The 20,095-nt window shown below is 68.9% G+C and carries 22 protein-coding genes; 12 read left to right on the top strand and 10 right to left on the bottom strand.

The window, feature by feature from the left end:
• Positions 1-91: 91 nt before the first annotated feature.
• The 3 genes from AC3A46_RS11425 to AC3A46_RS11435 are packed head-to-tail and all read left to right on the top strand — an operon-like array spanning position 92 to position 2,469.
• Complete coding sequence (locus AC3A46_RS11425; protein WP_487665282.1) at positions 92-1,018, top strand: helix-turn-helix transcriptional regulator; 927 nt, start codon at positions 92-94, stop codon at positions 1,016-1,018.
• Positions 1,015-1,824 carry an LLM class F420-dependent oxidoreductase gene (locus tag AC3A46_RS11430; protein ID WP_487665283.1) on the top strand — a complete coding sequence of 270 codons (810 nt, stop codon included), beginning with the start codon at positions 1,015-1,017 and terminating at the stop codon, positions 1,822-1,824. The genes AC3A46_RS11425 and AC3A46_RS11430 overlap by 4 nt, the downstream gene beginning before the upstream one ends.
• Before the next feature lie 24 nt (positions 1,825-1,848).
• The gene (locus AC3A46_RS11435) at positions 1,849-2,469 is read left to right on the top strand and encodes a SemiSWEET family sugar transporter (protein WP_487665284.1); all 621 of its coding nucleotides are present in this window, start codon (positions 1,849-1,851) and stop codon (positions 2,467-2,469) included.
• 41 nt (positions 2,470-2,510) lie between these two features.
• Here AC3A46_RS11435 and AC3A46_RS11440 read toward each other — a convergent pair whose 3' ends face one another.
• Positions 2,511-3,392 carry an aldo/keto reductase gene (locus tag AC3A46_RS11440; RefSeq protein WP_487665285.1) on the bottom strand — a complete coding sequence of 294 codons (882 nt, stop codon included), beginning with the start codon at positions 3,390-3,392 and terminating at the stop codon, positions 2,511-2,513.
• 99 nt (positions 3,393-3,491) lie between these two features.
• Between AC3A46_RS11440 and AC3A46_RS11445 the strand changes: the two genes are divergently transcribed.
• Entirely contained in the window at positions 3,492-4,202 is a 711-nt protein-coding gene (locus tag AC3A46_RS11445) for a lysophospholipid acyltransferase family protein (protein ID WP_487665286.1), read from the top strand.
• A gap of 31 nt (positions 4,203-4,233) precedes the next feature.
• Here the strand turns inward: AC3A46_RS11445 and arfB are convergent, their stop codons facing one another.
• Both arfB and AC3A46_RS11455 read right to left on the bottom strand, forming a co-directional pair.
• Positions 4,234-4,671 carry an alternative ribosome rescue aminoacyl-tRNA hydrolase ArfB gene (arfB, locus tag AC3A46_RS11450; RefSeq protein ID WP_310287447.1) on the bottom strand — a complete coding sequence of 146 codons (438 nt, stop codon included), beginning with the start codon at positions 4,669-4,671 and terminating at the stop codon, positions 4,234-4,236.
• A gap of 72 nt (positions 4,672-4,743) precedes the next feature.
• Entirely contained in the window at positions 4,744-5,880 is a 1,137-nt protein-coding gene (locus tag AC3A46_RS11455; protein ID WP_487665287.1) for an epoxide hydrolase family protein, read from the bottom strand.
• Positions 5,881-5,943: 63 nt separating this feature from the next.
• Here AC3A46_RS11455 and AC3A46_RS11460 point away from each other — a divergent pair, with 63 nt between their 5' ends.
• Positions 5,944-6,930 carry a helix-turn-helix transcriptional regulator gene (locus tag AC3A46_RS11460; protein ID WP_487665288.1) on the top strand — a complete coding sequence of 329 codons (987 nt, stop codon included), beginning with the start codon at positions 5,944-5,946 and terminating at the stop codon, positions 6,928-6,930.
• A gap of 22 nt (positions 6,931-6,952) precedes the next feature.
• Here the strand turns inward: AC3A46_RS11460 and AC3A46_RS11465 are convergent, their stop codons facing one another.
• Entirely contained in the window at positions 6,953-7,102 is a 150-nt protein-coding gene (locus tag AC3A46_RS11465; RefSeq protein ID WP_487665289.1) for a hypothetical protein, read from the bottom strand.
• Between the two features lie 128 nt (positions 7,103-7,230).
• Here AC3A46_RS11465 and AC3A46_RS11470 point away from each other — a divergent pair, with 128 nt between their 5' ends.
• Positions 7,231-8,055 carry a sugar phosphate isomerase/epimerase family protein gene (locus AC3A46_RS11470; protein ID WP_487665290.1) on the top strand — a complete coding sequence of 275 codons (825 nt, stop codon included), beginning with the start codon at positions 7,231-7,233 and terminating at the stop codon, positions 8,053-8,055.
• Entirely contained in the window at positions 8,052-9,176 is a 1,125-nt protein-coding gene (locus AC3A46_RS11475) for a Gfo/Idh/MocA family protein (RefSeq protein WP_487665291.1), read from the top strand. The genes AC3A46_RS11470 and AC3A46_RS11475 overlap by 4 nt, the downstream gene beginning before the upstream one ends.
• A 152-nt stretch (positions 9,177-9,328) precedes the next feature.
• Here the strand turns inward: AC3A46_RS11475 and ppk2 are convergent, their stop codons facing one another.
• The 3 genes from ppk2 to AC3A46_RS11490 form a co-directional block, all read right to left on the bottom strand.
• Positions 9,329-10,234, bottom strand: coding sequence for a polyphosphate kinase 2 (gene ppk2 / locus AC3A46_RS11480; protein WP_310244997.1), 906 nt, complete (start codon positions 10,232-10,234; stop codon positions 9,329-9,331).
• Positions 10,235-10,405: 171 nt separating this feature from the next.
• Positions 10,406-11,320: an alpha/beta hydrolase gene (locus AC3A46_RS11485; RefSeq protein ID WP_487665292.1), complete on the bottom strand. Its 915-nt coding sequence runs from the start codon at positions 11,318-11,320 to the stop codon at positions 10,406-10,408.
• 75 nt (positions 11,321-11,395) lie between these two features.
• On the bottom strand, positions 11,396-12,421 hold the full coding sequence (locus tag AC3A46_RS11490; RefSeq protein ID WP_487665293.1) for a serine hydrolase domain-containing protein: 1,026 nt from the start codon (positions 12,419-12,421) through the stop codon (positions 11,396-11,398).
• A gap of 192 nt (positions 12,422-12,613) precedes the next feature.
• Between AC3A46_RS11490 and AC3A46_RS11495 the strand changes: the two genes are divergently transcribed.
• Positions 12,614-12,997 carry a DUF2255 family protein gene (locus AC3A46_RS11495; RefSeq protein WP_487665294.1) on the top strand — a complete coding sequence of 128 codons (384 nt, stop codon included), beginning with the start codon at positions 12,614-12,616 and terminating at the stop codon, positions 12,995-12,997.
• 20 nt (positions 12,998-13,017) lie between these two features.
• Here the strand turns inward: AC3A46_RS11495 and AC3A46_RS11500 are convergent, their stop codons facing one another.
• Positions 13,018-14,166: a serine hydrolase domain-containing protein gene (locus AC3A46_RS11500; protein ID WP_487665295.1), complete on the bottom strand. Its 1,149-nt coding sequence runs from the start codon at positions 14,164-14,166 to the stop codon at positions 13,018-13,020.
• Between the two features lie 99 nt (positions 14,167-14,265).
• Here AC3A46_RS11500 and AC3A46_RS11505 point away from each other — a divergent pair, with 99 nt between their 5' ends.
• Positions 14,266-14,661, top strand: coding sequence for a hypothetical protein (locus AC3A46_RS11505; RefSeq protein WP_487665296.1), 396 nt, complete (start codon positions 14,266-14,268; stop codon positions 14,659-14,661).
• Between the two features lie 184 nt (positions 14,662-14,845).
• Here the strand turns inward: AC3A46_RS11505 and AC3A46_RS11510 are convergent, their stop codons facing one another.
• Complete coding sequence (locus AC3A46_RS11510) at positions 14,846-16,060, bottom strand: MFS transporter (protein ID WP_487665312.1); 1,215 nt, start codon at positions 16,058-16,060, stop codon at positions 14,846-14,848.
• 615 nt (positions 16,061-16,675) lie between these two features.
• On the opposite strand from AC3A46_RS11510, the gene AC3A46_RS11515 reads away from it, so the two are divergent.
• From AC3A46_RS11515 to AC3A46_RS11525, 3 genes are all read left to right on the top strand, one after another.
• Positions 16,676-16,879: a cold-shock protein gene (locus AC3A46_RS11515; RefSeq protein ID WP_045296627.1), complete on the top strand. Its 204-nt coding sequence runs from the start codon at positions 16,676-16,678 to the stop codon at positions 16,877-16,879.
• A gap of 187 nt (positions 16,880-17,066) precedes the next feature.
• Positions 17,067-18,173, top strand: a complete 1,107-nt coding sequence (locus tag AC3A46_RS11520) for a fatty acid desaturase family protein (protein WP_487665313.1) — start codon at positions 17,067-17,069, stop codon at positions 18,171-18,173.
• 127 nt (positions 18,174-18,300) lie between these two features.
• Positions 18,301-19,470, top strand: coding sequence for an MFS transporter (locus AC3A46_RS11525; RefSeq protein WP_487665297.1), 1,170 nt, complete (start codon positions 18,301-18,303; stop codon positions 19,468-19,470).
• Between the two features lie 37 nt (positions 19,471-19,507).
• Here AC3A46_RS11525 and AC3A46_RS11530 read toward each other — a convergent pair whose 3' ends face one another.
• Complete coding sequence (locus tag AC3A46_RS11530; protein ID WP_487665298.1) at positions 19,508-20,059, bottom strand: hypothetical protein; 552 nt, start codon at positions 20,057-20,059, stop codon at positions 19,508-19,510.
• Between the last annotated feature and the right edge of the window lie 36 nt (positions 20,060-20,095).

Genomic DNA, 20,095 nt, shown 5'->3' on the forward strand with positions numbered 1-20,095 from the left:
AACGACTTCGCACTCGAGGGTGGGAGTCCCGGGCGTGACGTGCCCTGGCAGGGCATCCCAGCCCGGTGGCGGGCCGATCTAGCCTGTGTGCATGGACAACCGCTCCGAAGTCCGCGACTTCCTGACGTCGCGACGCGCACGGGTGGAGCCGGAGGACGTGGGCTTCGTACGGGGCGCCGACCGCCGCGTGCCGGGTCTGCGCCGCGGCGAGGCGGCCGCGCTGGCGGGGGTGAGCGTCGAGTACTACGCCCGTCTGGAGCGGGGCGGGATCGCCGGCGCCTCCGAGGCAGTGCTGGACGGGGTGGCGAACGCGCTGAGGATGGACGACGCCGAGCGCGAGTACCTGTACCGCCTCGCACACCAGGCGGCGGGGACCGCCGCGGGCAGACGCAGGAGCGGGAAACCGGCACCGGTGTGGCGGCCGTCGCCGAGCATCCAGTGGTTCCTCGACTCGATGCAGTCAGCGGTGGCGATGGTCGGGAACGGCCGGACCGATCTGCTGGCGTGGAATCCGCTGGCCGCCGCGCTCATGGATGAGATGCTGGCGACCGCGACGACCACGCCCCCGAACTTCGCACGATTCATCTTCCTCGAGCCCGTCGCCCGTCGGTTCTACCCGGACTGGGAGACGATGGCCGGCATCAACGTCGCGCAGCTGCGGACAGAGGCGGGGCGCGACCCTCACAGCAAGCCGTTGCACGATCTCGTCGGGGAGCTCTCCACGCGCAGCGACCACTTCCGCTCCCTCTGGGGGCGCCACGATGTGTGGGAGCACCAGTCCGGCGTGAAGCGGTTCCACCACCACGCGGTCGGTGACCTCACCCTCCACTTCAACGGCCTCGACCTCGTGGGGCAGGCCGGGGTCCAGCTCACTGTAATGACCGCTGAACCGGGCTCAGCCGATCACGAAGCGCTTCAGCTTCTCGGCAGCTGGGCCTCACCCGCCGCGCCGGCGACGCAGCATCCGGAGCAGTCCGCTACCGAACCGACGAGCAGGAAGGCCGGCGAAACGCCATGACGATCCGACCGGTGCGCATCGCGGTGCAGTTGCAGCCGCAGCACGCGACCTACGAGGTGATCCGCGACCGGGCCGCCGAACTCGAAGAGGCCGGCGTCGACATCCTCTTCAACTGGGACCACTTCTTCCCACTCACCGGCGACCCGGATGGCGCGCACTTCGAGTCGTGGACCATGCTCGCCGCGCTCGCCGAGCAGACCCGCCGCGTGGAGCTGGGTGCGCTGGTGAACTGCAACAGCTACCGCAACGCGCACCTGCAGGCCGACATGGCACGCACCATCGACCGGATCAGCGCCCACGGGACAGGCCGAGGCCGATTCATCTTCGGGACCGGCTCGGGCTGGTTCGAACGCGACTACGACGAGTACGGGTACGAGTTCGGCACCGTCGGGCGGCGGCTGGACGCCCTTGCGCGCGACCTCCCCGTCATCGCGGACCGCTGGGGCAAGCTCAACCCGGCGCCCACGCGGAAGATCCCGATCCTGATCGGGGGAGCCGGTGAGAAGAAGACGCTGCGCATCGTCGCCACCCACGCCGACATCTGGCACAGCTACAGCGACCTCGCCGCGATGGAGCGAAAGCTCGGCGTGCTCGCCGACCATGCACGCGTGGTCGGCCGCGACATGTCGGAGATCGAAGTCTCCGTCGGGGTCATCGACTCCATCGCACACCGGTCCTTCCAGGACGCCGATCGGTTCCATGCGCTGGGTGCGACGCTGTTCACCGTCGGGCTGTCGGGCCCGGACTACGACCTCTCCGTCGTGCCGGACTGGCTGGCGTGGCGGGATCAGAAGAACGCGCGCTGACGGCGACGGTGCCAGACCACGGCGATGACGGGCACCGAGATCCTGGGGTGGGCGGGAACGATCACGGCCGTGATCCTCGGCCTTCCGCAGCTGGTGCGACTGGTGCGCACCCGAAATGTGGAGGGCCTCTCCCTGCCTGCGTGGCAGGCGTTCCTCGCCGTCAACATCGGCTGGACCACGCACGGCATCGCCATCGGCCAGGCGCCGCAGATCGTTGCGAGCGCGCTCTCGCTGCTGTCCACGGTGCCGATCCTGTACCTGATGTCGAGGCAGTTGACACGCAGCTTCCTGTGGACGCTGGCTCCGGGGATCGGCCTGGCCGCGCTCATGGTCCTCGTCGACCAGCTCTTCGGCTCCGGCGCCTACGGAGTGATCGCCATCATCCCCGCCATCCTCGCCAACGCAGGGCAGAGCGTCGCGCTCGTCCGCGAGCGCCATGTCGGCGGCGTGTCCGTGCTGTTCCTCATCCTCGCCGTCGTCAACCAGGTGATCTGGCTGACCTGGGCGCTGATCGTGCCCGACACCGGCACCATCATCGCCGCAGCGACCACCGGCGTGATCGCCCTGTTCAATCTCGCCTGGTACGCGGCCCGAATTCTCGGGCTCCCGCCCCTGCCGACGCGCCTGGCCGAACCAGGGCGTTGAGGCGCCGTCTGGGCCCCGCGTGCGATGTTGCCGGAGGCGGCTCAGGCCTCGGGGATGACGCGGCCGAAGGCCTCGAGGGTGATCGCTTCGGGTTCGGGGCCGCCGCGCTGGCCGGTGTCGAGGGCGTCGATCTGGGCGACTTCGTCGCCGGTCAGGTCGAAGTCGAACACGTCGAAGTTCTCGGCGATGCGCTCGGGCCGGGTCGACTTGGGGATGACCTGGATGCCCTTCTGGATGTGCCAGCGGAGCATGACCTGCGCGGCGGACTTGCCGTACTTCGCACCGATGGCCAGGAGCACCGGCTCGTCGAAGCTGCGTCGGGCGGAGTCGCGGTAGGACGTGATCCCGCCGATCGGCGACCACGCCTGCGTGAGGATGCCGTGCTCCTGGCCGAGCGACTGCAGCCGCTGCTGCTGGAAGTACGGATGCACTTCGATCTGATTCACCGCGGGCACCACATCGGTCCGATCGAGCAGGTCGGTGAGGTGATTCGGCATGAAGTTGCTCACGCCGATCGCGCGCACCTTGCCGTCGGCCAGCAGCGTCTCGAGCGCCTTGTACGCCGCGATGGTGGTGTCGAAGGCGGACGGCAGCGCCTGGTGCAGGAGGAACAGGTCGATCCGGTCGACGCCGAGCTTTCCGGCGCTCTTCTCGAACGCGTGCAGCGTCTCGTCGTACCCGTAGTCGCTGATCCACACCTTCGTCTCGATGAAGACGTCCTCACGCGCCACGCCGGACTCACGGATGCCTCGACCGACCTCGCGTTCATTGCCGTAGGCCGCCGCGGTGTCGATGTGGCGGTATCCCGCGCGGAGGGCGGCCGTCACCGCATCGACGGTCTCGGCGGGCGGCGTCTGGAAGACCCCGAGGCCGATGGCGGGGATCTCGACACCGTTGTTCAAGGTGAAGTTCGGAACGGTCATGCCTCCACGCTAAGCACCGGTCCGGTGCGGCGGGAGGCACTGACACTCACCCTCTCCCGCAGACGGATCGCACCCGACGACGACGGATAGGGTGGCGAGGTGACAGCCTCCGCTTCGACGAGCCCTGCCCCGGTGCCGCGGCCGGGGGCCATCTACTTCCTGGGGCGGGTCGTCCTGCGGCCGTTGTTCTGGCTGATGTACCGCCCGCGCATCGTCGGTCGAGAGAACGTCCCCGAGCGCGGGCCGGTGCTGCTGGCGAGCAACCACCTCGCATCGCTCGACACCGTCATCATCCCGACGTCCGCGGCCCGCCCGGTGCAGTTCCTCATCAAGTCGTCGTACTTCACGGGCTCGGGGGTGCTCGGCCGCGTCAAGCGCTGGTTCTTCACCTCTATCGGCGGTGTTCCGGTGTACCGCGCGACCGGTCGCGATGCCCGCGCAGCGCTCGACGCGGGCAGCAGCATCCTCCGGGCCGGGAGCGTGTTCGCGGTGTTCCCCGAGGGAACCCGCTCCCGCGACGGGAAGCTGCACGAGGGTCACGGTGGCGCGGCGTGGATGGCCCGCGACACACGTGCCGCGGTCGTGCCCGTCGGGCTGATCGGAACCGGCAGCGTCAAGCCGCTGAGCCATCTGCTGCCGGGGAGGCCGCGTGTCGAGGTGCATTTCGGTGTGCCGCTCGATCTCGCCGACCTCGAGGGCGTGCCGGACGGCAAGGCTCGTCGCGAGATCACCGAGCGCATGATGGCCGCCATCGCCCGCTTGAGCGGACAGGAACGATCCGGAAGCGTGAACGCGACGTCGCGCGACTGATGCCCCCGCGGGAGAAGCACCGCCTCGGTGGTCAGTCATCGGGTGGTCGACGGAGCCGCTTGACGTCCGTTCGCTGCTTCTTCGCCTTCAGGCGTCGCTCCGTGGCTCCTCGACTGGGCGTGGTGGGTCGTCGCGCCGGTGGGGGTGGCCGCAGCGCGTCGGCGACGACTGCGGCCAGCCGCGCGCGTGCGGCATCTCGGTTGCGCAATTGCTCGCGGTGCTCGGACGCCGCGATCGTCAGCACTCCGCCGACCAAGCGGCCGTGCAGGTGTGTGAGGAGGCGCTCTCGCTGAACAGGGGAGAGGGCGGCTGATGCTGCCGCATCCCAGACGAGTTCCGCACGGGAGTCGGCGGTGTTCACGCCTTGCCCGCCCGGGCCCGAGGAACGCGAGAACCGCCAGGACAACTCGGACTCCGGGATGGTGACCCGCGCGTTGATGCGAAGTCCGGGACGGTGGGCGGCCGGCATGAGTCCATCATCCCTCTGCCGGGCGAGGGCTCTCACGTGTATGCGTCGGCCGCCCGCGGGCCCTCTCGCGAATCACGCCATCGCGTGGAAGAAGCCCCGGATATCGTCCGCCAGCAGCTGCGGCTCTTCCATCGCGGGGAAATGGCCGCCTTCGGCATGGTCGGTCCAGCGGTCGATTGCGTTCCAGGGATCCATGGTGCGACGGATGAGCGGGTGGCTGTCGAACGCGACCCACGCGGACGGCACCCCGCCGGCCATGACGATCCCGAGGTCGGAGTGCTCGGCCTCGTAGTAGAACTGCGCGCTCGACGACCCGCTGCGGGTGAACCAGTAGAGGCTGATGTTGGTGAGGAACTGATCGCGGTCGACCCCCGGCGCCTGGTGGCCGCCGCTGGTCCGGGACTTGAACTTCTCGCCGATCCAGGCGAGCAGGCCGACGGGCGAGTCCGTGAGCGCCGGACCGATCGTGTCGGGGCGGTGGTTGTGCATCTCGAGGTAGCCGCGCTCGGCCGCGCGCTCGGCCTGCAGCGCCTCGAGCTGACCGATCTCGTCGTCGGACAGCCCCTCCGGGGCGGGGAACTTGACGCCGACCAGGCCGAGCACTGCGCGGTCGACGCCGAGGTGCATGCCGATGACGCGCTCCGGATACAGGGCCGCGAGTCGGCCGGCGATGCCGGAACCGATATCGGTGCCGTGCACCGCGAACCGCTCGTAGCCGAGCCGCGTCATGACCTCGGCATAGGCATCCGTCGTCCGTCCCAGCTCCCAGCCGCTCGCCGACAGCGGGGTGGAGAAGCCGAACCCGGGCATCGACGGGATCACCACATGGAAGTCGTCGGTCAGCAGCGGAATGAGCCGCTGGTACTCGACGAACGAGCCGGGCCAGCCGTGGTTGAGCATCAGCGGGGTGGCTGCCGTGTTCGCTGATCGGACGTGCACGACGTGGAACGTCTGGCCGCCGACGATGGTCGTGAACTGAGCGTGCTCGTTGAGCTTCGCCTCCTGCGCACGCCAGTCGAATCCCTCACGCCAGTAGCCGGCGAGCTCCTTCAGATACCCCGATGGGATGCCGCGGCTGAAGTCGCCGCGGTCGCCACGATCCGGTGCGGGGATGGGCCAACGGGTGCGCGCGAGCCGATCGTGCAAGTCGTCGAGGTCGGGCTGCGGAATGTCGATGCGGAACGGCGAAAGTGCGGTGGAGTTGTTCATGACCTCGACGATTCCAAGCAATGCGGCAGGATAGCTTCCGCAATATCCGGAATGATCGAAGACATGCTGGAGACGTCGGCCCGCCTGCTCGAGCTGCTGTCTCTGCTCCAGCTCACACGCGACTGGACCAGCGCAGAACTCGCCGCTCGGCTCGAGGTGAGCACGCGCACGGTGCGTTCCGACATCGGCAAGCTGCGATCGCTCGGCTACCCGGTGGACGCTCGCCCCGGCGTGGCGGGCGGGTATCGGCTGGTCGCCGGCACAGCCATGCCGCCACTCCTGCTCGACGACGACGAGGCGGTCGCGGTCGCGGTCGGCCTGGGAGCGGTCGCGAGTTGGCGGCTCGGGGTCGAAGAGACCTCGCTCAGCGCGCTCGCGAAGCTCGAGCAGGTGATGCCCTCACGGCTGCGTCGACGCGTCGACGAGGTGAGGGAGGCGACGAGCATCGTTCCGGGGACGGAGCCGCGACCCGACCTCGCAGCTCTGAGCGCGGTCGCCGCCGCCATCCGCGGGCACGAACGACTGCGCTTCGGCTACACGACGCACGGCGGCAGCACAGGGACGCGCCGCACCGAGCCTCAACGGCTCGTGAGCTGGGGACCGGTCTGGTACCTGTTCGCGTGGGACCTCGACCGCGACGACTGGAGAGTCTTCCGAGTCGATCGCATCGTTCCGCACCCGCCGACGGGCGTGCGATTCCGCCCGCGCGTGATCGCCGAGGACGACCTCGTCCAGCACGTGGTCAGACGCATCGTCCAGGCGAGCTGGACCTACCGCGCCCGGGTCGTGGTCCACGCGCCCGCCGCCAAGGTCGCCGCAGCGCTGCGGATCCCGGTCGACGTCGAGGCGATCGATGAGTCCACCTGCCACGTCGAGCTCGGTTCGGACGATGCCGACGCGCTCGCGCTGCGGCTGTCGCAGATCGGCGCCGACATCGAAGTGATCGAGGGTGACGAGCTGAAGATCGCATTCGAGCGCCTCGCAGCGAGGTTCGCTCGGGCTGCAGGCAACCAGGCGCGCGCAGAGGCGATCAACAGCGACGCGCCCTGACGATGACCGCGGCACCAGCGTCCTAGCCGACGTAGCCGAGGTTCTTCGGAACGATGAGCGCGGCGACGGTGACTCCGGCGATCAGATCCCCGCGCAGCCACCCCCGTTGATACGACCGGAGCTGGCCGACGATCGGGACCCGGGTCGGACGCCCTTCACCTGTCGTCGCCATGGGCATGTCTTACCGCAATGACGGTCGGGTGGACAAGCGAAGTCAAAACCTCCACGTGGAGGTTTTGTGCTAATCTGCCCTCGCACGGTTCAGTCGATCCGCACGAAGATGTACGAAAGGGGTCCGAAGTGACTCGACCCGAGAGCTCGGTGCAGCTCTACACCCTGGCCGCCGCCTTCTCCGCCGACATGTCCGGCTCGCTGGACAAGCTCGCTGCGATCGGTCTGAAGAACGTCGAGGCCTTCGACTTCGTCCGTCGCCCGCAGGAGATCCGCGCGGCACTGGACGCGGCCGGCCTCGCGTCGCCGACCGGTCACGCTCCGCTGCTGTCGGACGAGCTGTGGACTCCGGACGGCTCGATCCCCACCCCCGCTCCGGAGGTCGTGTTCGAGGCCGCTGCGACGATCGGCGCGACCACGGTCATCGACCCGATGGTGCCGACCGACCGCTGGCTGACCGAGGAAGGCGTCGCCGACACCGCGCGCCGCCTGAACGACCTCGTCGACATCGCCGCCGGCTTCGGTCTCACGGTCGGCTACCACAACCACGCGCAGGAGTTCCTGGCCTCGTTCGACGGCCAGACCGCGTTCGAGCGCTTCCTCGAGCTGACCGACGACCGCGTCGCCATCGAGCTCGACCTGTACTGGGCCGCCGTCGGCGGGCAGGACGTCACGGCGCTGACCCGGGCGATCGGCGACCGCCTCGTCGCGCTCCACATCAAGGACGGACTGGTGCCCGCCAGCAACCCGTTCGCTCCCGACGCGCCGGCCTTCACCTCGAAGAGCCTGCAGCAGACCCACCCCGGCGAGGGCGTCGTCGCGCTCTCCGACGCGCTGAACGCCGCCACCTCGGTGAAGTACGCCGTCATCGAATACGACAACGCGCCCGGCGACGTCTTCGCCGACATCGCGGCCTCGTACGCGTTCCTGCAGGACGGCGGCTTCGTCCGATGACCCGCGTCGGAGTCGGCATCATCGGCGCCGGCGTCATCAGCGACACCTATCTCAAGAACCTCACGTCGTTCCCGGACGTCGAGGTCCTGGCCGTGGGCGACCTGCTGCCCGACCGCGCGCAGAGCAAGGCCGAGGAGTACGGCGTGCCGGTGCACGGCGATGCCTCTGCGGTGCTCGACCACCCGGACGTCCAGGTCGTGGTGAACCTCACCATTCCGGCGGCGCACGTCGAGGTCTCCGAGGCTGCGATCAACGCCGGCAAGCACGTGTGGACCGAGAAGCCGGTCGGACTCGACCTCGCCGACGTCTCCCGCATCCTGGCGGCCGCGGACGCTGCCGGGCTGCGCGTCGGCTCGGCGCCCGACACGATCCTCGGACCGGGCTTCCAGACCGCCAAGCGAGCGATCGCGGAGGGCGTCATCGGCGAGCCGCTGTTCGCGCAGACCGCGTTCCAGACGCAGGGCCCCGACCTGTGGCATCCGGATCCCGCGTTCCTCTTCAGCACGGGCGCCGGCCCGCTGCTGGACATGGGCCCGTACTACATCAGTGGCCTGGTGAGCCTCCTCGGACCGGTGGCCCGCGTGTTCGCGGCAGGCCTGCGTGCTCGCAACGAGCGCACGGTCCACCTCGGCCCCATCGCCGGCACCAACTTCACCGTGGAGGTGCCGACGACGGTGCAGCTGACGACGGTGTTCGAGGCCGGCCAGCAGGCGCAGAGCCTGCTGAGCTTCGACTCGGCACTCGAGCGCCACGGCGTCTTCGAGGTGCACGGCACCGAAGGCACGATCGTGCTGCCCGACCCCAACCAGTTCGAGGGTCGCATCGCCTACGTGAAGCCGCTCGGCGTGCTGCGCGACGGTGCGAAGTTCGAGCAGGAGTGGATCGACGTCCCCCAGCAGGGCGCGGTCGTCGGTCGCGGCCTCGGCCTCCTCGACATGGTGCGCGCCATCGCCGAGGACCGCCCGCACGTCGCAAGCGGCCGGCTCGGACTCCACGTGCTCGACGTCATGCTCTCCGCAGAGCAGTCCGTCGAATCCGGCCAGTCCGTCGAGATCGACACGACCGTCGAGGCCGTGCCGTCGGTGCCCGCGGACTTCGATCCGTTCGCCGCGACGCTCTGACACCGCATACGCACACGAGGCCGCGCCGTCCCCTCCAGGGCGGCGCGGCCTCTTGCGTATGGTGACGGATGCTGCGGCGAAGGGCGAACCCCGGGCCGCAGCATCCGTCACCCGACCGCTATCCGGCGAAGTGCGGGTGCGCCGCTTCCTCGCTATTCGTCGGCGGTCTCGCGGATGCCGCGCATCACCAGGCGCGGATCGGGCGTGCCGATGACCTTGTCGTCGCGTCCGTCGTAGTCGAACTGGCGGAGGAAGAAGCGCATCGCGTTCAGGCGGGCGCGCTTCTTGTCGTTGGAGCGCACGATGATCCAGGGGCCGTGCTTCTTGTCGGTGCGGCGGAACATCTCCTCCTTCGCACGGGTGTAGTCCTCCCAGCGGTCCAGCGATGCCAGGTCCATCGGCGACAGCTTCCACCGCCGGACCGGATCGAGCTGGCGGATCGCGAACCGGGTGCGCTGCTCGGTGCGCGACACCGAGAACCAGAACTTGGTGACATGGATGCCGGAGTCCACCAGCATCCGCTCGAATTGAGGCGCCTGCGTCATGAACTGCTGGTACTCCTCGTCGGTGCAGAAGCCCATCACACGTTCCACCCCCGCCCGGTTGTACCAGGAGCGGTCGAACATCACGATCTCGCCCGCCGTCGGCAGGTGTTCGATGTAGCGCTGGAAGTACCACTGCCCGAGTTCCCGCTCGGTCGGCTTGCTGAGCGCGACGACCCGCGCGGTGCGGGGGTTGAGGTGCTCGGTGAAGCGCTTGATGGTGCCGCCCTTGCCTGCGGCATCTCGTCCCTCGAACAGGATGATCGCCCGCCGCCCGTTGTCTTCCAGCCAGTACTGGAACTTGAGCAGCTCGATCTGCAGCCGGTACTTCTCGAACTCGTACGCGTCGCGGTCCATCAGGTCGCCGTACGGGTAGCCCTCCTGCCAGGTGTAGACCGGGTTCCCGTGCGGGTCGATCAGATCCGGATCCGCGGTGTGCCCGTCGCGCACCGAGTAGCCCTCCTGACGCAGATGCTCGATGTACTCCCGCAGACCTTCGACCGGCACGCCGTCCATCACCGTCAGCTCCCTTCATGACGGCGCACCCGCACCGTCATGCACCGCATTATCCCGGGCGCCGGTGACCGACCGATACGCCGCCCGTCGACCGTGGCACCGAGGGCGTCCGCATCGTGGTCACGCCGTTCGGGCGCCCTTCGCCGGCGAGGCTCCGCGGCCGAGGCGCGTTCAGTGCGCGAGCCGCTCCCCGAGCCAGTCGCGGGCCGTCGCGAAGAGCCGGCGCGCCATCGGGTGGCCGGGGGCCCATGCCTCGAATCCGTGCGGCGCGCCGTCGACCACCTCGAGCGTGACGTCCGCGCCCGCCGCCCGGAGCCGGTTCGCGTAGTCGACGTCCTCGTCGTGGAACAGCTCGATGTCAGAGGTGTACATCCACGTCGGCGGCATCCCTCGGAGATCCTCACGGCGTGCCGGTGAGGCGTACGGCGGCAGCGACTCGGCGCCGACCGCCGCACCGAGATACGACGACCAGCCGACCCGGTTCGAGCGGTTGCTCCAGATGAAGTGATCGGTGGAGTCCTGGGTGCGGTCGGCGGCGGTGCGGTCATCGAGCATCGGGCAGAACAGCCACTGCGCCGCGACCGGCTCGTCCGCGTCGATCGCGCGCTGGACCAGGCTGGCGGCGAGCCCGCCCCCCGCGCTCTGCCCGCCGATCGCCAGGCGCTCGCTGTCGAGGCCGAGTGCCTCCGCGTTGGCGCGCAGCCACTGCCACCCGGTGAAGCAGTCGTCGATCGCTGCGGGGAACGGATGCTTCGGCGCGAGGCGGTAGTCGACCGAGACGATCGTCACGCCGGTGTCGCGCGCGGTCTCACCGCAGTGCACGTCGTCCATCGCCGCCGATCCCAGCACGAGCCCGCCACCGTGGATCCACAGCAGGCCCGCGCCGGAAGGCTTCGCGGGAGTGTAGACCCGCAGCTTGACGCCGTCATGGCGGAGCGTGCGGCGCCCGACCCCGCCCACGCGCTTGCCGGGCATGAGTGACGACGCGGTCGCGGCGAGCCACCGCATCGCGCCGTTCTCGATGTTCACCGCGGGCGCCTTCTCCGTCGCGGTGCGCAGTGCCGGGTTCACTGCCGAGATGTCCATGCACGCTCCGTTCTCGCCGGTCATCGTCGACCGCCGCTCCATCGTAGAGCCTGACCGGACAGGCTTGTCCGGCGACTAACCGACCCACACTGACGCGAGGTCGTTCATGACGGTCGGAAGGTGCAGCCCGTCGTGATTGCAAGAGATGGCGATCGTGGTGTGCCGATCGGGGCTTACCGCGAAGCTCGTTTCGTCGCCGGCCCCGGCCCCATCGTGACCCAAGGTGCCATCGTCGGCGACCAGCAGGCCGGGACCGTAGCTCCACCCCTCCTCAACCGGTGCGCCATCACTCAGAGCGTCGTCGAGCGCCGCCTCACTCACGAGCGACGGCGCCCGAAGCTGGTCGCCCCAGCGTGCGAGTTCCGAAGCCGTCATCGTGACGGATCCCGGTCCGACGACGTCCCACGCGAACGGATCAGCGGCTATGAAGTCGTCTACGACGGCTTCATAGCCGACCGGGTCGGAAGGCACCGGCGGCCCGATCCTCGCCTCGAGGTCCAGTGGCCCGAACACCTCGGCTTGCATCCAGTCCGCGAACTCGACCCCGGTGGCCTCGGTGACGATGTCGGCGAGCAGGGTGTAGTTCGTGTTCGAGTACGAGAAGGCGCCGGGCATGCCCGATTGAGCGATCGGGCTCGTTCGCACGAACTCGAGGATGTCGTCGTTGTCCAAAGGGGGTTCCCCGAAGTTGCTCGCCGGCAGATTGAGGAACTCCGCGATCCCGGAGGTGTGGTGAATCAGGTCGTTGAGAGTCAGATCCTCAACCCACGTCGGCATCCCGTCCAAGTGATCCGCGGGCGAATGATCCAACGACAGCAGCCCCTGCTCGTCAAGCATGAGCACGGCCATGGCAGTGAACTGCTTCCCGACCGAGGCGATGTGGATGGGTGTCGACGTCTTCAACTGCTCGCCGGTGTCGAGGTTTGCCACGCCCCGCGCCTGCGCCCACACGACGTCCCCGTCGATGGAGACAGCGGCGGAACACCCCGGCGTATCGTCGGGGACCACCGCCTCGAAGATCTCCGTGCTCGCCGCCCGCTTCTGAGCTGTCGGGTCCGGCGTGCATCCCGACAGGACGAGCGCCGGCACGACCGTGACCACGAGCCACGATCTCCCCACCGACCCCCGGGACATGGCACCATCGTGGCCCCGGCGGAGCGGGCTGTCTACGCACCGCCGGCACCTCCCGATCGAGTCGCGCAGCGCGCGCAGCCCTTCTGCCGTTCGCGCAGCACTCCCCGGGGTCGACGTCGCTGGTGGCGAACGGGGCGCCGGCGGTCGAAAATGACGCACATGACCTCGAAGCCGCTGCGAGAGTGGTCGTCCGAGGAGCTGCGCGTCTTTTCGGACGCGATCGAGATCGAGGTCTCGGCGTCGCGCGGCGATGGCGGCTTTGGCCGCTGGACGACGATCTGGGTCGTGGTCGCCTCGGCCGAGGTCTTCGTTCGCACGTGGCATCGGCGCGAGACCGGTTGGTACGGCGGGGCCGTGCGGTCGGGGGCGGCGCGGGTGCGTGTCGGCGACACCACCGTCGACGTGACCGTTGAAGCGATCGGTGACACGGATGCTGCGACCGTCGATGCCGCGTACCGCAGCAAGTACGGAAATCTCGCAGCCCGGAGCATGGTGACCGCGGAAGCCGCGGCATCCACCCTTCGTCTCATCCCTCGCCGCTGAGTGCGGACCAGGCCCTCGGGTCATCCGTGCAGCGTCTGGAACTCTCTGATCAGCTCGATGACGGGATCGCCGAGTTCGACCTGGGTGAGAAGGATCCCGATCGTGCCGTCGGGGTCGGCGTAGAAGTTCGTTCCTTGTCCGCCGGACCAGGTGAACCGCCCGGCGTGCGGGCCGGTCGCCTCGATGCCGACCCCGAACCCCCATCCCATCTCGTCCCAGAAGGTGGGGGAGAAGAAGCTGTCCGGGGCTTTGGCGGCGGGCGGGGTCTGGTCGCGGATCATGGCGGCGGCGAGGTCGGCGGGCAGCATGCGCTCGCCCCGGGCGTCGCCGGTCTGCGCGATTCCGCCGTGCACGAGCATCCGCAGGAATGCCAGGTAGTCGTTGGCGGTCGAGACCAGTTCGGCGTGACTGACGTCGAAGCGCGGGGCGCCGGCGTAGAACCCGCCTCCGGCCGGTTCGGTCTCGGTCAGCCCGTCATCGGTGTGCCGGTATGCGGCAGGCAATCGATGAGCCTGGTCGAGCGGAACCCAGAACGCCGTGTCCACCATTCCGAGCGGACCGGTCAGGTCGTCGCGGAGATGATCGCCGGTCGGGCGACCGGTGACGCGGGAGATGAGGATGCCCAGGATGGCGAACGAGTGGTGATAGCGCCATCCCTGTCCCGGTTGGAAGGCGAGCGGCAGTTCGGCCAGCCGCGCCAGCCACTCGTCGGCGCCCATCGCGACAGGATCGGCGCCCGCCTCGGTGCCGTTCTCGACCATCGCCTGCTGCAGCGGCGAGGACACGGGGATCATCCCGTATCCGCTCGTGTTGGTCAGAAGATCGCGCACGGTGATCGGCCGCGACGCGGGCACCGTGTCGGAGAGCATCGCGTCCGGCGAGACCAGCACGCGGCGTTCGGCGAGTTCAGGCAGCCAGGGTTCGACGCTGTCGTCGAGGCCCAGGCGGCCGGACGCGACCAGACGCAATGCCGAGACGCTGGTGATCGCCTTCGTCATGGACTGTATCCGCATGATCGCGTCCGGGCGCATCTCTGCTCCGCCCACCGCGGCGCGACCGACCGCGACGGCTTCGAGTGGGTCGTCGCCGACGGCGAGCACGGCGACGGCGCCGGGGACGGTGCCCCACTTGATGTGTGTGCCCAGCAGATCCACCAACGGCGTGGTCATACCGGGAGTCTTCCACCGGCAGTGGCGCCAGGCCATACCGCGCCGTCGACGGTGGTCTCCGGTGAGCGTACTCTGGCGCTCATCATGTGGGGAGGAACCGTGAAGAAGCAGCAGGCTCAGCAGCAGATCACCTCGGACGAGCAGATCGCGCGATACGCGTACGTCCTCGGGAACGTGCCAGCGAGCGTCGCTGACAAGGCGTACGCCGCCGCCTATTCCCGGCTTTCCGCAGCGCAGCGCGAGGCGATCGTCAGCCGGTTGAGCGCAGAGATGCCGGTCACGCCGAGGGAAGCAGCATCCGTCGATCCCGGTGGATTCGCCGCGCGCATGCGCGATCTGCGTGCGCGCGATGCGCTGGTGCGCATCCGCGATGGCCTGGTCGTGGCTGCGGGGTTCGTCGCGAGCCCTCCCGTCGCCCCGTACTTCAGGACCGGGGCCGGGGTGGGTGACGATGGAACAGCAGCCGCCGTGGATCCACCAGCTGGCCGGGCATGAGACGGCCCCCGTCGACGGCGGGCGGACCCACGACCGCCACGGTGTGCCCGGCTTCCTGGGCTTGGACCACGACAACTCGGGTGACTCGCGGGAGTGGTGAATCCGCGACCGACGAGGTGATCGACGAAGAGCAGATCTTCGGCTCGACGGGCACGAACGACGACTTCTGCGATGCCGTCCTGGCCTACTGGGGTGTCTGAGGGGTGACCTCGCGAGCCGTGTCGGCGGCCGGTCTCTGCGCACGGCTCAGCAGGATGAAGGGGACGGCCACCGCAGAGATCACGCCGCTCCAGACCAGCGAGGCGCCGTAGCCGCCCACATCCGCCACCCGTCCGAGCGCCGGCTGGACCGCGACGCCGCCGGCGGAACCCAGGAGCGAATCGAACGAGAGCACGGTGGCGCGCTGCTTCGACGGGATCATGTCGTTGAGATAGGCGCGATGCACGGGGTCGTCGATCGCCGACGCGATGCCCCAGAGTGCGACGAGCACGACGGCGACCCAGAAGTTGCGCACGAGTCCGATGCCGACCAGAACCAGCGCGCTGGTGATGGTCGCCAGGAGGATCGTCGAGGTGCGCCGGCGGAAGAGCCTGCGCACCCAGGGGGCGAGGGTGCCGCCGAGGATGGCGGTGCCCGACACCAGCGCCGCCGCGAGCCCGGCGACGGTGTACGCCTCCTCGTCGCCCCACAGCTCCAGGAGGTAGGGCTGCAGTGCGTAGAACACATAGATGCCGACGCCTGCGGTGAACGGGCTCGCGAGCATCAGCCAGCGCACGGGTGGGTCACCGAGGCCGTAGCGGATCGAGGCACGCAGGACGGTGCGCGTCGCGCGCAACGGGCTCTCGCTCCGATCCGGTGTGAAGCCCACGTCACGCATCAGCAGCGCGGCGACGACGAACATCACCAGCAGGATGGCGCCGCGCAGCAGGAAGGGAACCCCGAGGTTCGTCACCTGGGCGATGACACCGCCCAGCACCGATCCCGACAGCATCGCGACGCCGCCCACGATCTGCGCCCGGCCGAAGACGGTCTCGAGGCTGCCCGTGTAGCGGGTCGCCTTGAGCGCGTCGACGAGCCACGCATCCACCGCGCCGGAGAAGAACGTGAAGCCGAGACCGAGCAGCACCGACACGAGCGCCCACGCCCAGAACGGCGAATGCCAGACCCACAGCATCCAGTACAGGATCGTCGTCACCGCCAGCGTGACCGTGCCGAGCAGGTACGAGGCCCGGCGTCCGACGGTGTCGGCCACGACGCCCGTCGGGATCTCGAAGATGAGCATCCCGGCGCTGAAGAACGCATTCGCCGCGAAGGCCTCGAGGTTGGAGAGTCCGGCGTCGAGCAGGAACAGCGTGTTGACGCCCCAGATGAGCGAGGCGGCAAGCGTGTTGCCGAGCATGAGCGTGTAATACGTGCCTTGCACCCTGCGCGGACTGGGCAGGGAGACCGTGGCATCAGGCCTGGAGATCGCGGCACCGCCTCTTCCAACGGAATCTGACGTCACCGCGACCGTATCCCTCGCGCGCTCCGACGGCTACCCCGATTTCGGTATCCGGAGACACCCGTGCTACAGTTACGAGTTGCCTTCGGGCAACCTCGCGTTCATCTCTCTGCCTCATCGTGGAGATGCAGATTCGAACGTCTCATCCTTCCCGCGGCTTCTGCACGCCGCCCCCGCGAACGCCAAGCTTCGCGCCAACGAACGAAACACATCACCATGCACTCCCACCTCCAGGCGATCGCCTGGCGACAGGCCGACGACGATGTCTATGTCGCGACGCGCTCAGGCGAATACGCTGGCTTCATCGATACGACGTCGAGCGGATTCCGCGCACACGGCCCCCGAGGTGAGGACCTCGGGTTCCACGCGACCCACGATCACGCGCGCGCGGCGGTCGCAGCATCCGCATACTCACCGTTGTCGACTCCGGCACCGGTCCCCATCCGTCCGCACCGCATTCGTCGGCGCGGCACCCCCGGTCGCTCCGGCGGCCCGAAGAATAGGAAAGACACGATGGCCACTGGCACCGTGAAATGGTTCAACTCCGAGAAGGGCTTCGGCTTCATCGCCCCCGATGACGGCTCGGCCGATCTCTTCGCACACTTCAGCGCGATCGCAGGCAGCGGTTTCAAGGAGCTCCGCGAAGACCAGAAGGTGGAGTTCGACGCCGAGCAGGGCCCCAAGGGCATGCAGGCGGCGAACATCCGTCCCCTCTGACGCTCCCGCGTTCACTGGCGCCCGCTCCGGCTTCGGCCGGGGCGGGCGCTGCTGTTCACCTGGGCATCGCCTACGAATCAGGAAGTATTCCCTCCGGATCATGTGGGTCCACGTAACCTGAGGACAGCGATGGGCAACCGCCTCTGGCTTCCAACGGCCCTACGGTCCCCATCGGAACTGGTGCATCATCTCCTCCACCGCTCTCGAGTCCCGGCTCGGTCCCGTCCGTCAGACGTACGCAGGCACAGCTGATTTCCCCCCGATGGCCCGCGCCTACACCGAGGTATCGCAGGTCGTCCGCGAGACCGGTCTCCTCCGCCGTGCCGAGTGGTTCTACGCCCTCGTCGGCGTCGGCATTCTCCTGGGCTTCGGAGGCGTCATCACCGGCTTCATCCTGCTCGGCGACACCTGGTACCAGCTCCTGATGGCCGGTGCCCTCGGCATCCTGTTCACGCAGGTCGCGTTCCTCGCGCACGAGGCCGCGCATCGTCAGATCCTCTCTTCCGGCCCCGCGAACGAGCGGCTCGCGCGCTTCCTCGCCGCCGGCATCGTGGGCATCAGCCTCTCCTGGTGGAACAACAAGCACAACCGCCACCACGCGAACCCCAATCGGGTGGGCAAGGATCCCGACATCGAGATCGACACCATCTCATTCCTCGAGACGGATGCTGCGTCCGCAGGTCGATGGCGCGCTCTGGTGACGCGCAAGCAGGGGTGGCTGTTCTTCCCGCTGCTCACGCTCGAAGGCCTGAATCTGCACGCGCACGCTTTCCGGCACCTGTTCTCGCGGCACGACGTCAAGGATCGCTGGATCGAGCTCGCGCTCATCGCCGCGCGCTTCGCGGTGATCTGGACGCCGGTGTTCCTCTTCCTTCCGCTGGGCATGGCGTTCGCGTTCCTCGGCGTGCAGCTGGCCGTCTTCGGCGTGTACATGGGCGCGTCGTTCGCGCCGAACCACAAGGGCATGCCGATCATCGCCGCGGACGCGAAGCTCGACTTCTTCAGCAAGCAGGTGCGCACCTCCCGCAACGTCAGCGGCGGCTGGTGGGCGACCTGGCTGATGGGCGGACTGAACTACCAGGTCGAGCACCACCTGTTCCCCAACATGCCCCGCCCGCACCTGGCGCGCGCCCGCGAGATCGTCATCGAGCAGTGCCGCACCCTCGGCGTGCCGTACACCGAGACGACACTGTGGCGCTCCTACGGCATCGTGATCGAGTACCTCAACCGCGTCGGCCTGGCAGCCCGGGATCCGTTCGACTGCCCGATGGTCGGGACCTACCGCCGGGGCTGACGCAGGCGCTCCGCCTGACGCCGCAGGTGCTCCTGCTCGAGAGTGCTGGTCGTGCGGCGTGCGGCCTCCGCGGTCTGTCAGCCTCCCCGGCCGCGATGGCCGATGCCGCGCACCCTAGAATCCAGGGATGACCGCGCCGATCACCCTTGCGCGAGTATCGGTTGCGCGGCGCGGGGTCTCGATGCTCTTCATCGCGAACGCGTTGGTGTTCGCGACGATCGTGACCCGCTACCCCGAGTTGAAGGATCGATTCGGCCTGGGTGAGCTGGCGTTCGGCCTGATGGTGGCGTGCGGGCCCGTGGGGTCCGTCGTCGGGAGCCTCCTCGCGGGAAGGCTGGTGAATCGCCTCGGCGCGGTGCCGGTCGCCGTCACGTCATCCGCGATTCTCGGCGCCCTGCTGGTGGGAGCGGGCTTCGCCGGCACACCGGTCGTCCTCGCGGTGGTGCTGTTCGCGATCGGGTTCGGGGATGCGACGGGCGATGTCGGAAACAACGCACACGGGCTCGCCATCCAGCGACTGATGGGCCGATCGATCATCAACGGCCTCCACGGGGCGTGGAGCGCCGGAGCGATCGCGGGTGCCCTGCTCGGCGCACTCGCCCTTCAGTTCGCGATTCCGATCTCCGTCCACCTGCCCGTCATGGGTGCCGTCATCATCGCGGGAAGCCTCGGCGCGCTCCCGCTCGTGCGGCTGCGCACCGAGCCGGCCCCGCGATCGGAGCACCCGCACTCCCGTCGGCATGGTCGGCTCAGCGCGATGCTCGTCGCCGCCTGCGCCATTGCTGCCATCGGCGCCTTTCTCGAAGACCTCGGATCCACGTGGGGCGGCGTGTATGTGGTCGCGGAGACCGGTGCCGGTGTCGCCGAGGCAGCGATCCCGTTCGCCGCGCTGATGGGTGCGCTGACGCTGGGCAGGTTCGCCTCCGACGCGCTCGTCGACCGCATCGGTGCCGTCGGTACGGTTCGGGTCGGCGCTGTGGCGGCCTTCGTCGGACTCGTCACCGCCGTGTTCGCTCCCGAGACCTGGGTCGTCGCCGTCGGTCTCGGCCTGCTCGGGCTCGGAATCGCACCGATGATCCCGCTGGCGATGGATGCCTCCGAACGCGCGCCCGGCCTCGACCCCGGGACCGGCCTTGCCGCCGCTGCGACGGTCATGCGGGTCGGCCTCCTCGCCTCGCCGTTGTTCGTGGGTGCCATCGCCGAGTGGGCCGGGCTTCGGCTCGCGATCGCTGTGTGCCTGCTCGTCCCTGCCGCGGCGCTGCTGCTCGCGGGTCGGCTGCGCCATCCCGAGGCGTGAACCCGGATCCGCTTCGCCGGCGCTGACCGACCTGCCGTCAGTTCACCGTCAGCACGGAGTGCGCGTTGGTGGCGGTGTCGCACGTCGTGATCCGCCAGGCGGGCGTGCCGTCCTCCATGACACGGGCCATCTCGATGATGAGCGGGCTCGGCCACTGCTCTCCGGAGAGCTGAGCTGCGGCGAAAGCGTTGGTGCCCCGCATCCGTTGTTCCGCCTCGGTGAGTTCTGTCTCGTGAGAGGCGATCACCTGCATCGTCCGGACGTCGACGATCGACTCCTTGCCGTAGCTCGGGTCGTCCACGCGCTCGCCGAATGCGTCCTCCTTCGTGTCGACGCTGCGAAGACGCCACACCCACGCGGAATCGACGTACTCGAGGCGCAGGCCGACGATCGTGCCGCCGACCGCCGCGGACTCTCCCGGCAGGGCGTCGAGGAAGTCGGTGGGCCACGAGAACTCCGCCGGCATGCAGGTGCCCGGGTAGTTCTCGCCGACCGCGGCGGGAGGATCGGGAACTGTCGAACACCCTGCGACGGTCAGTGCTGCGGCGAGAATCACGACGCTCATGACCACACGAGGTCGCGCGTTCATCCGTCACTCCCTCGTCCTCGACCGGCAACGGGAGCC

It is taken from the genome of Microbacterium sp. Soil_C_42 (assembly GCF_057656735.1).

What these genes read in the sequence shown, in the direction of transcription:
- AC3A46_RS11435 (WP_487665284.1), top strand. Translation starts at nt 1,849, where the DNA reads ATGACGGGCACCGAGATCCTGGGGTGGGCGGGAACGATCACGGCCGTG.
- AC3A46_RS11465 (WP_487665289.1), bottom strand. Translation starts at nt 7,102, where the DNA reads ATGGCGACGACAGGTGAAGGGCGTCCGACCCGGGTCCCGATCGTCGGC.
- AC3A46_RS11460 (WP_487665288.1), top strand. Translation starts at nt 5,944, where the DNA reads ATGCTGGAGACGTCGGCCCGCCTGCTCGAGCTGCTGTCTCTGCTCCAG.
- AC3A46_RS11475 (WP_487665291.1), top strand. Translation starts at nt 8,052, where the DNA reads ATGACCCGCGTCGGAGTCGGCATCATCGGCGCCGGCGTCATCAGCGAC.
- AC3A46_RS11495 (WP_487665294.1), top strand. Translation starts at nt 12,614, where the DNA reads ATGACCTCGAAGCCGCTGCGAGAGTGGTCGTCCGAGGAGCTGCGCGTC.
- AC3A46_RS11515 (WP_045296627.1), top strand. Translation starts at nt 16,676, where the DNA reads ATGGCCACTGGCACCGTGAAATGGTTCAACTCCGAGAAGGGCTTCGGC.
- AC3A46_RS11530 (WP_487665298.1), bottom strand. Translation starts at nt 20,059, where the DNA reads ATGAACGCGCGACCTCGTGTGGTCATGAGCGTCGTGATTCTCGCCGCA.
- AC3A46_RS11510 (WP_487665312.1), bottom strand. Translation starts at nt 16,060, where the DNA reads ATGCTCGGCAACACGCTTGCCGCCTCGCTCATCTGGGGCGTCAACACG.
- AC3A46_RS11525 (WP_487665297.1), top strand. Translation starts at nt 18,301, where the DNA reads ATGACCGCGCCGATCACCCTTGCGCGAGTATCGGTTGCGCGGCGCGGG.
- AC3A46_RS11485 (WP_487665292.1), bottom strand. Translation starts at nt 11,320, where the DNA reads ATGGACATCTCGGCAGTGAACCCGGCACTGCGCACCGCGACGGAGAAG.
- ppk2 (WP_310244997.1), bottom strand. Translation starts at nt 10,234, where the DNA reads ATGGACGGCGTGCCGGTCGAAGGTCTGCGGGAGTACATCGAGCATCTG.
- AC3A46_RS11425 (WP_487665282.1), top strand. Translation starts at nt 92, where the DNA reads ATGGACAACCGCTCCGAAGTCCGCGACTTCCTGACGTCGCGACGCGCA.
- AC3A46_RS11430 (WP_487665283.1), top strand. Translation starts at nt 1,015, where the DNA reads ATGACGATCCGACCGGTGCGCATCGCGGTGCAGTTGCAGCCGCAGCAC.
- arfB (WP_310287447.1), bottom strand. Translation starts at nt 4,671, where the DNA reads ATGCCGGCCGCCCACCGTCCCGGACTTCGCATCAACGCGCGGGTCACC.
- AC3A46_RS11440 (WP_487665285.1), bottom strand. Translation starts at nt 3,392, where the DNA reads ATGACCGTTCCGAACTTCACCTTGAACAACGGTGTCGAGATCCCCGCC.
- AC3A46_RS11455 (WP_487665287.1), bottom strand. Translation starts at nt 5,880, where the DNA reads ATGAACAACTCCACCGCACTTTCGCCGTTCCGCATCGACATTCCGCAG.
- AC3A46_RS11500 (WP_487665295.1), bottom strand. Translation starts at nt 14,166, where the DNA reads ATGACCACGCCGTTGGTGGATCTGCTGGGCACACACATCAAGTGGGGC.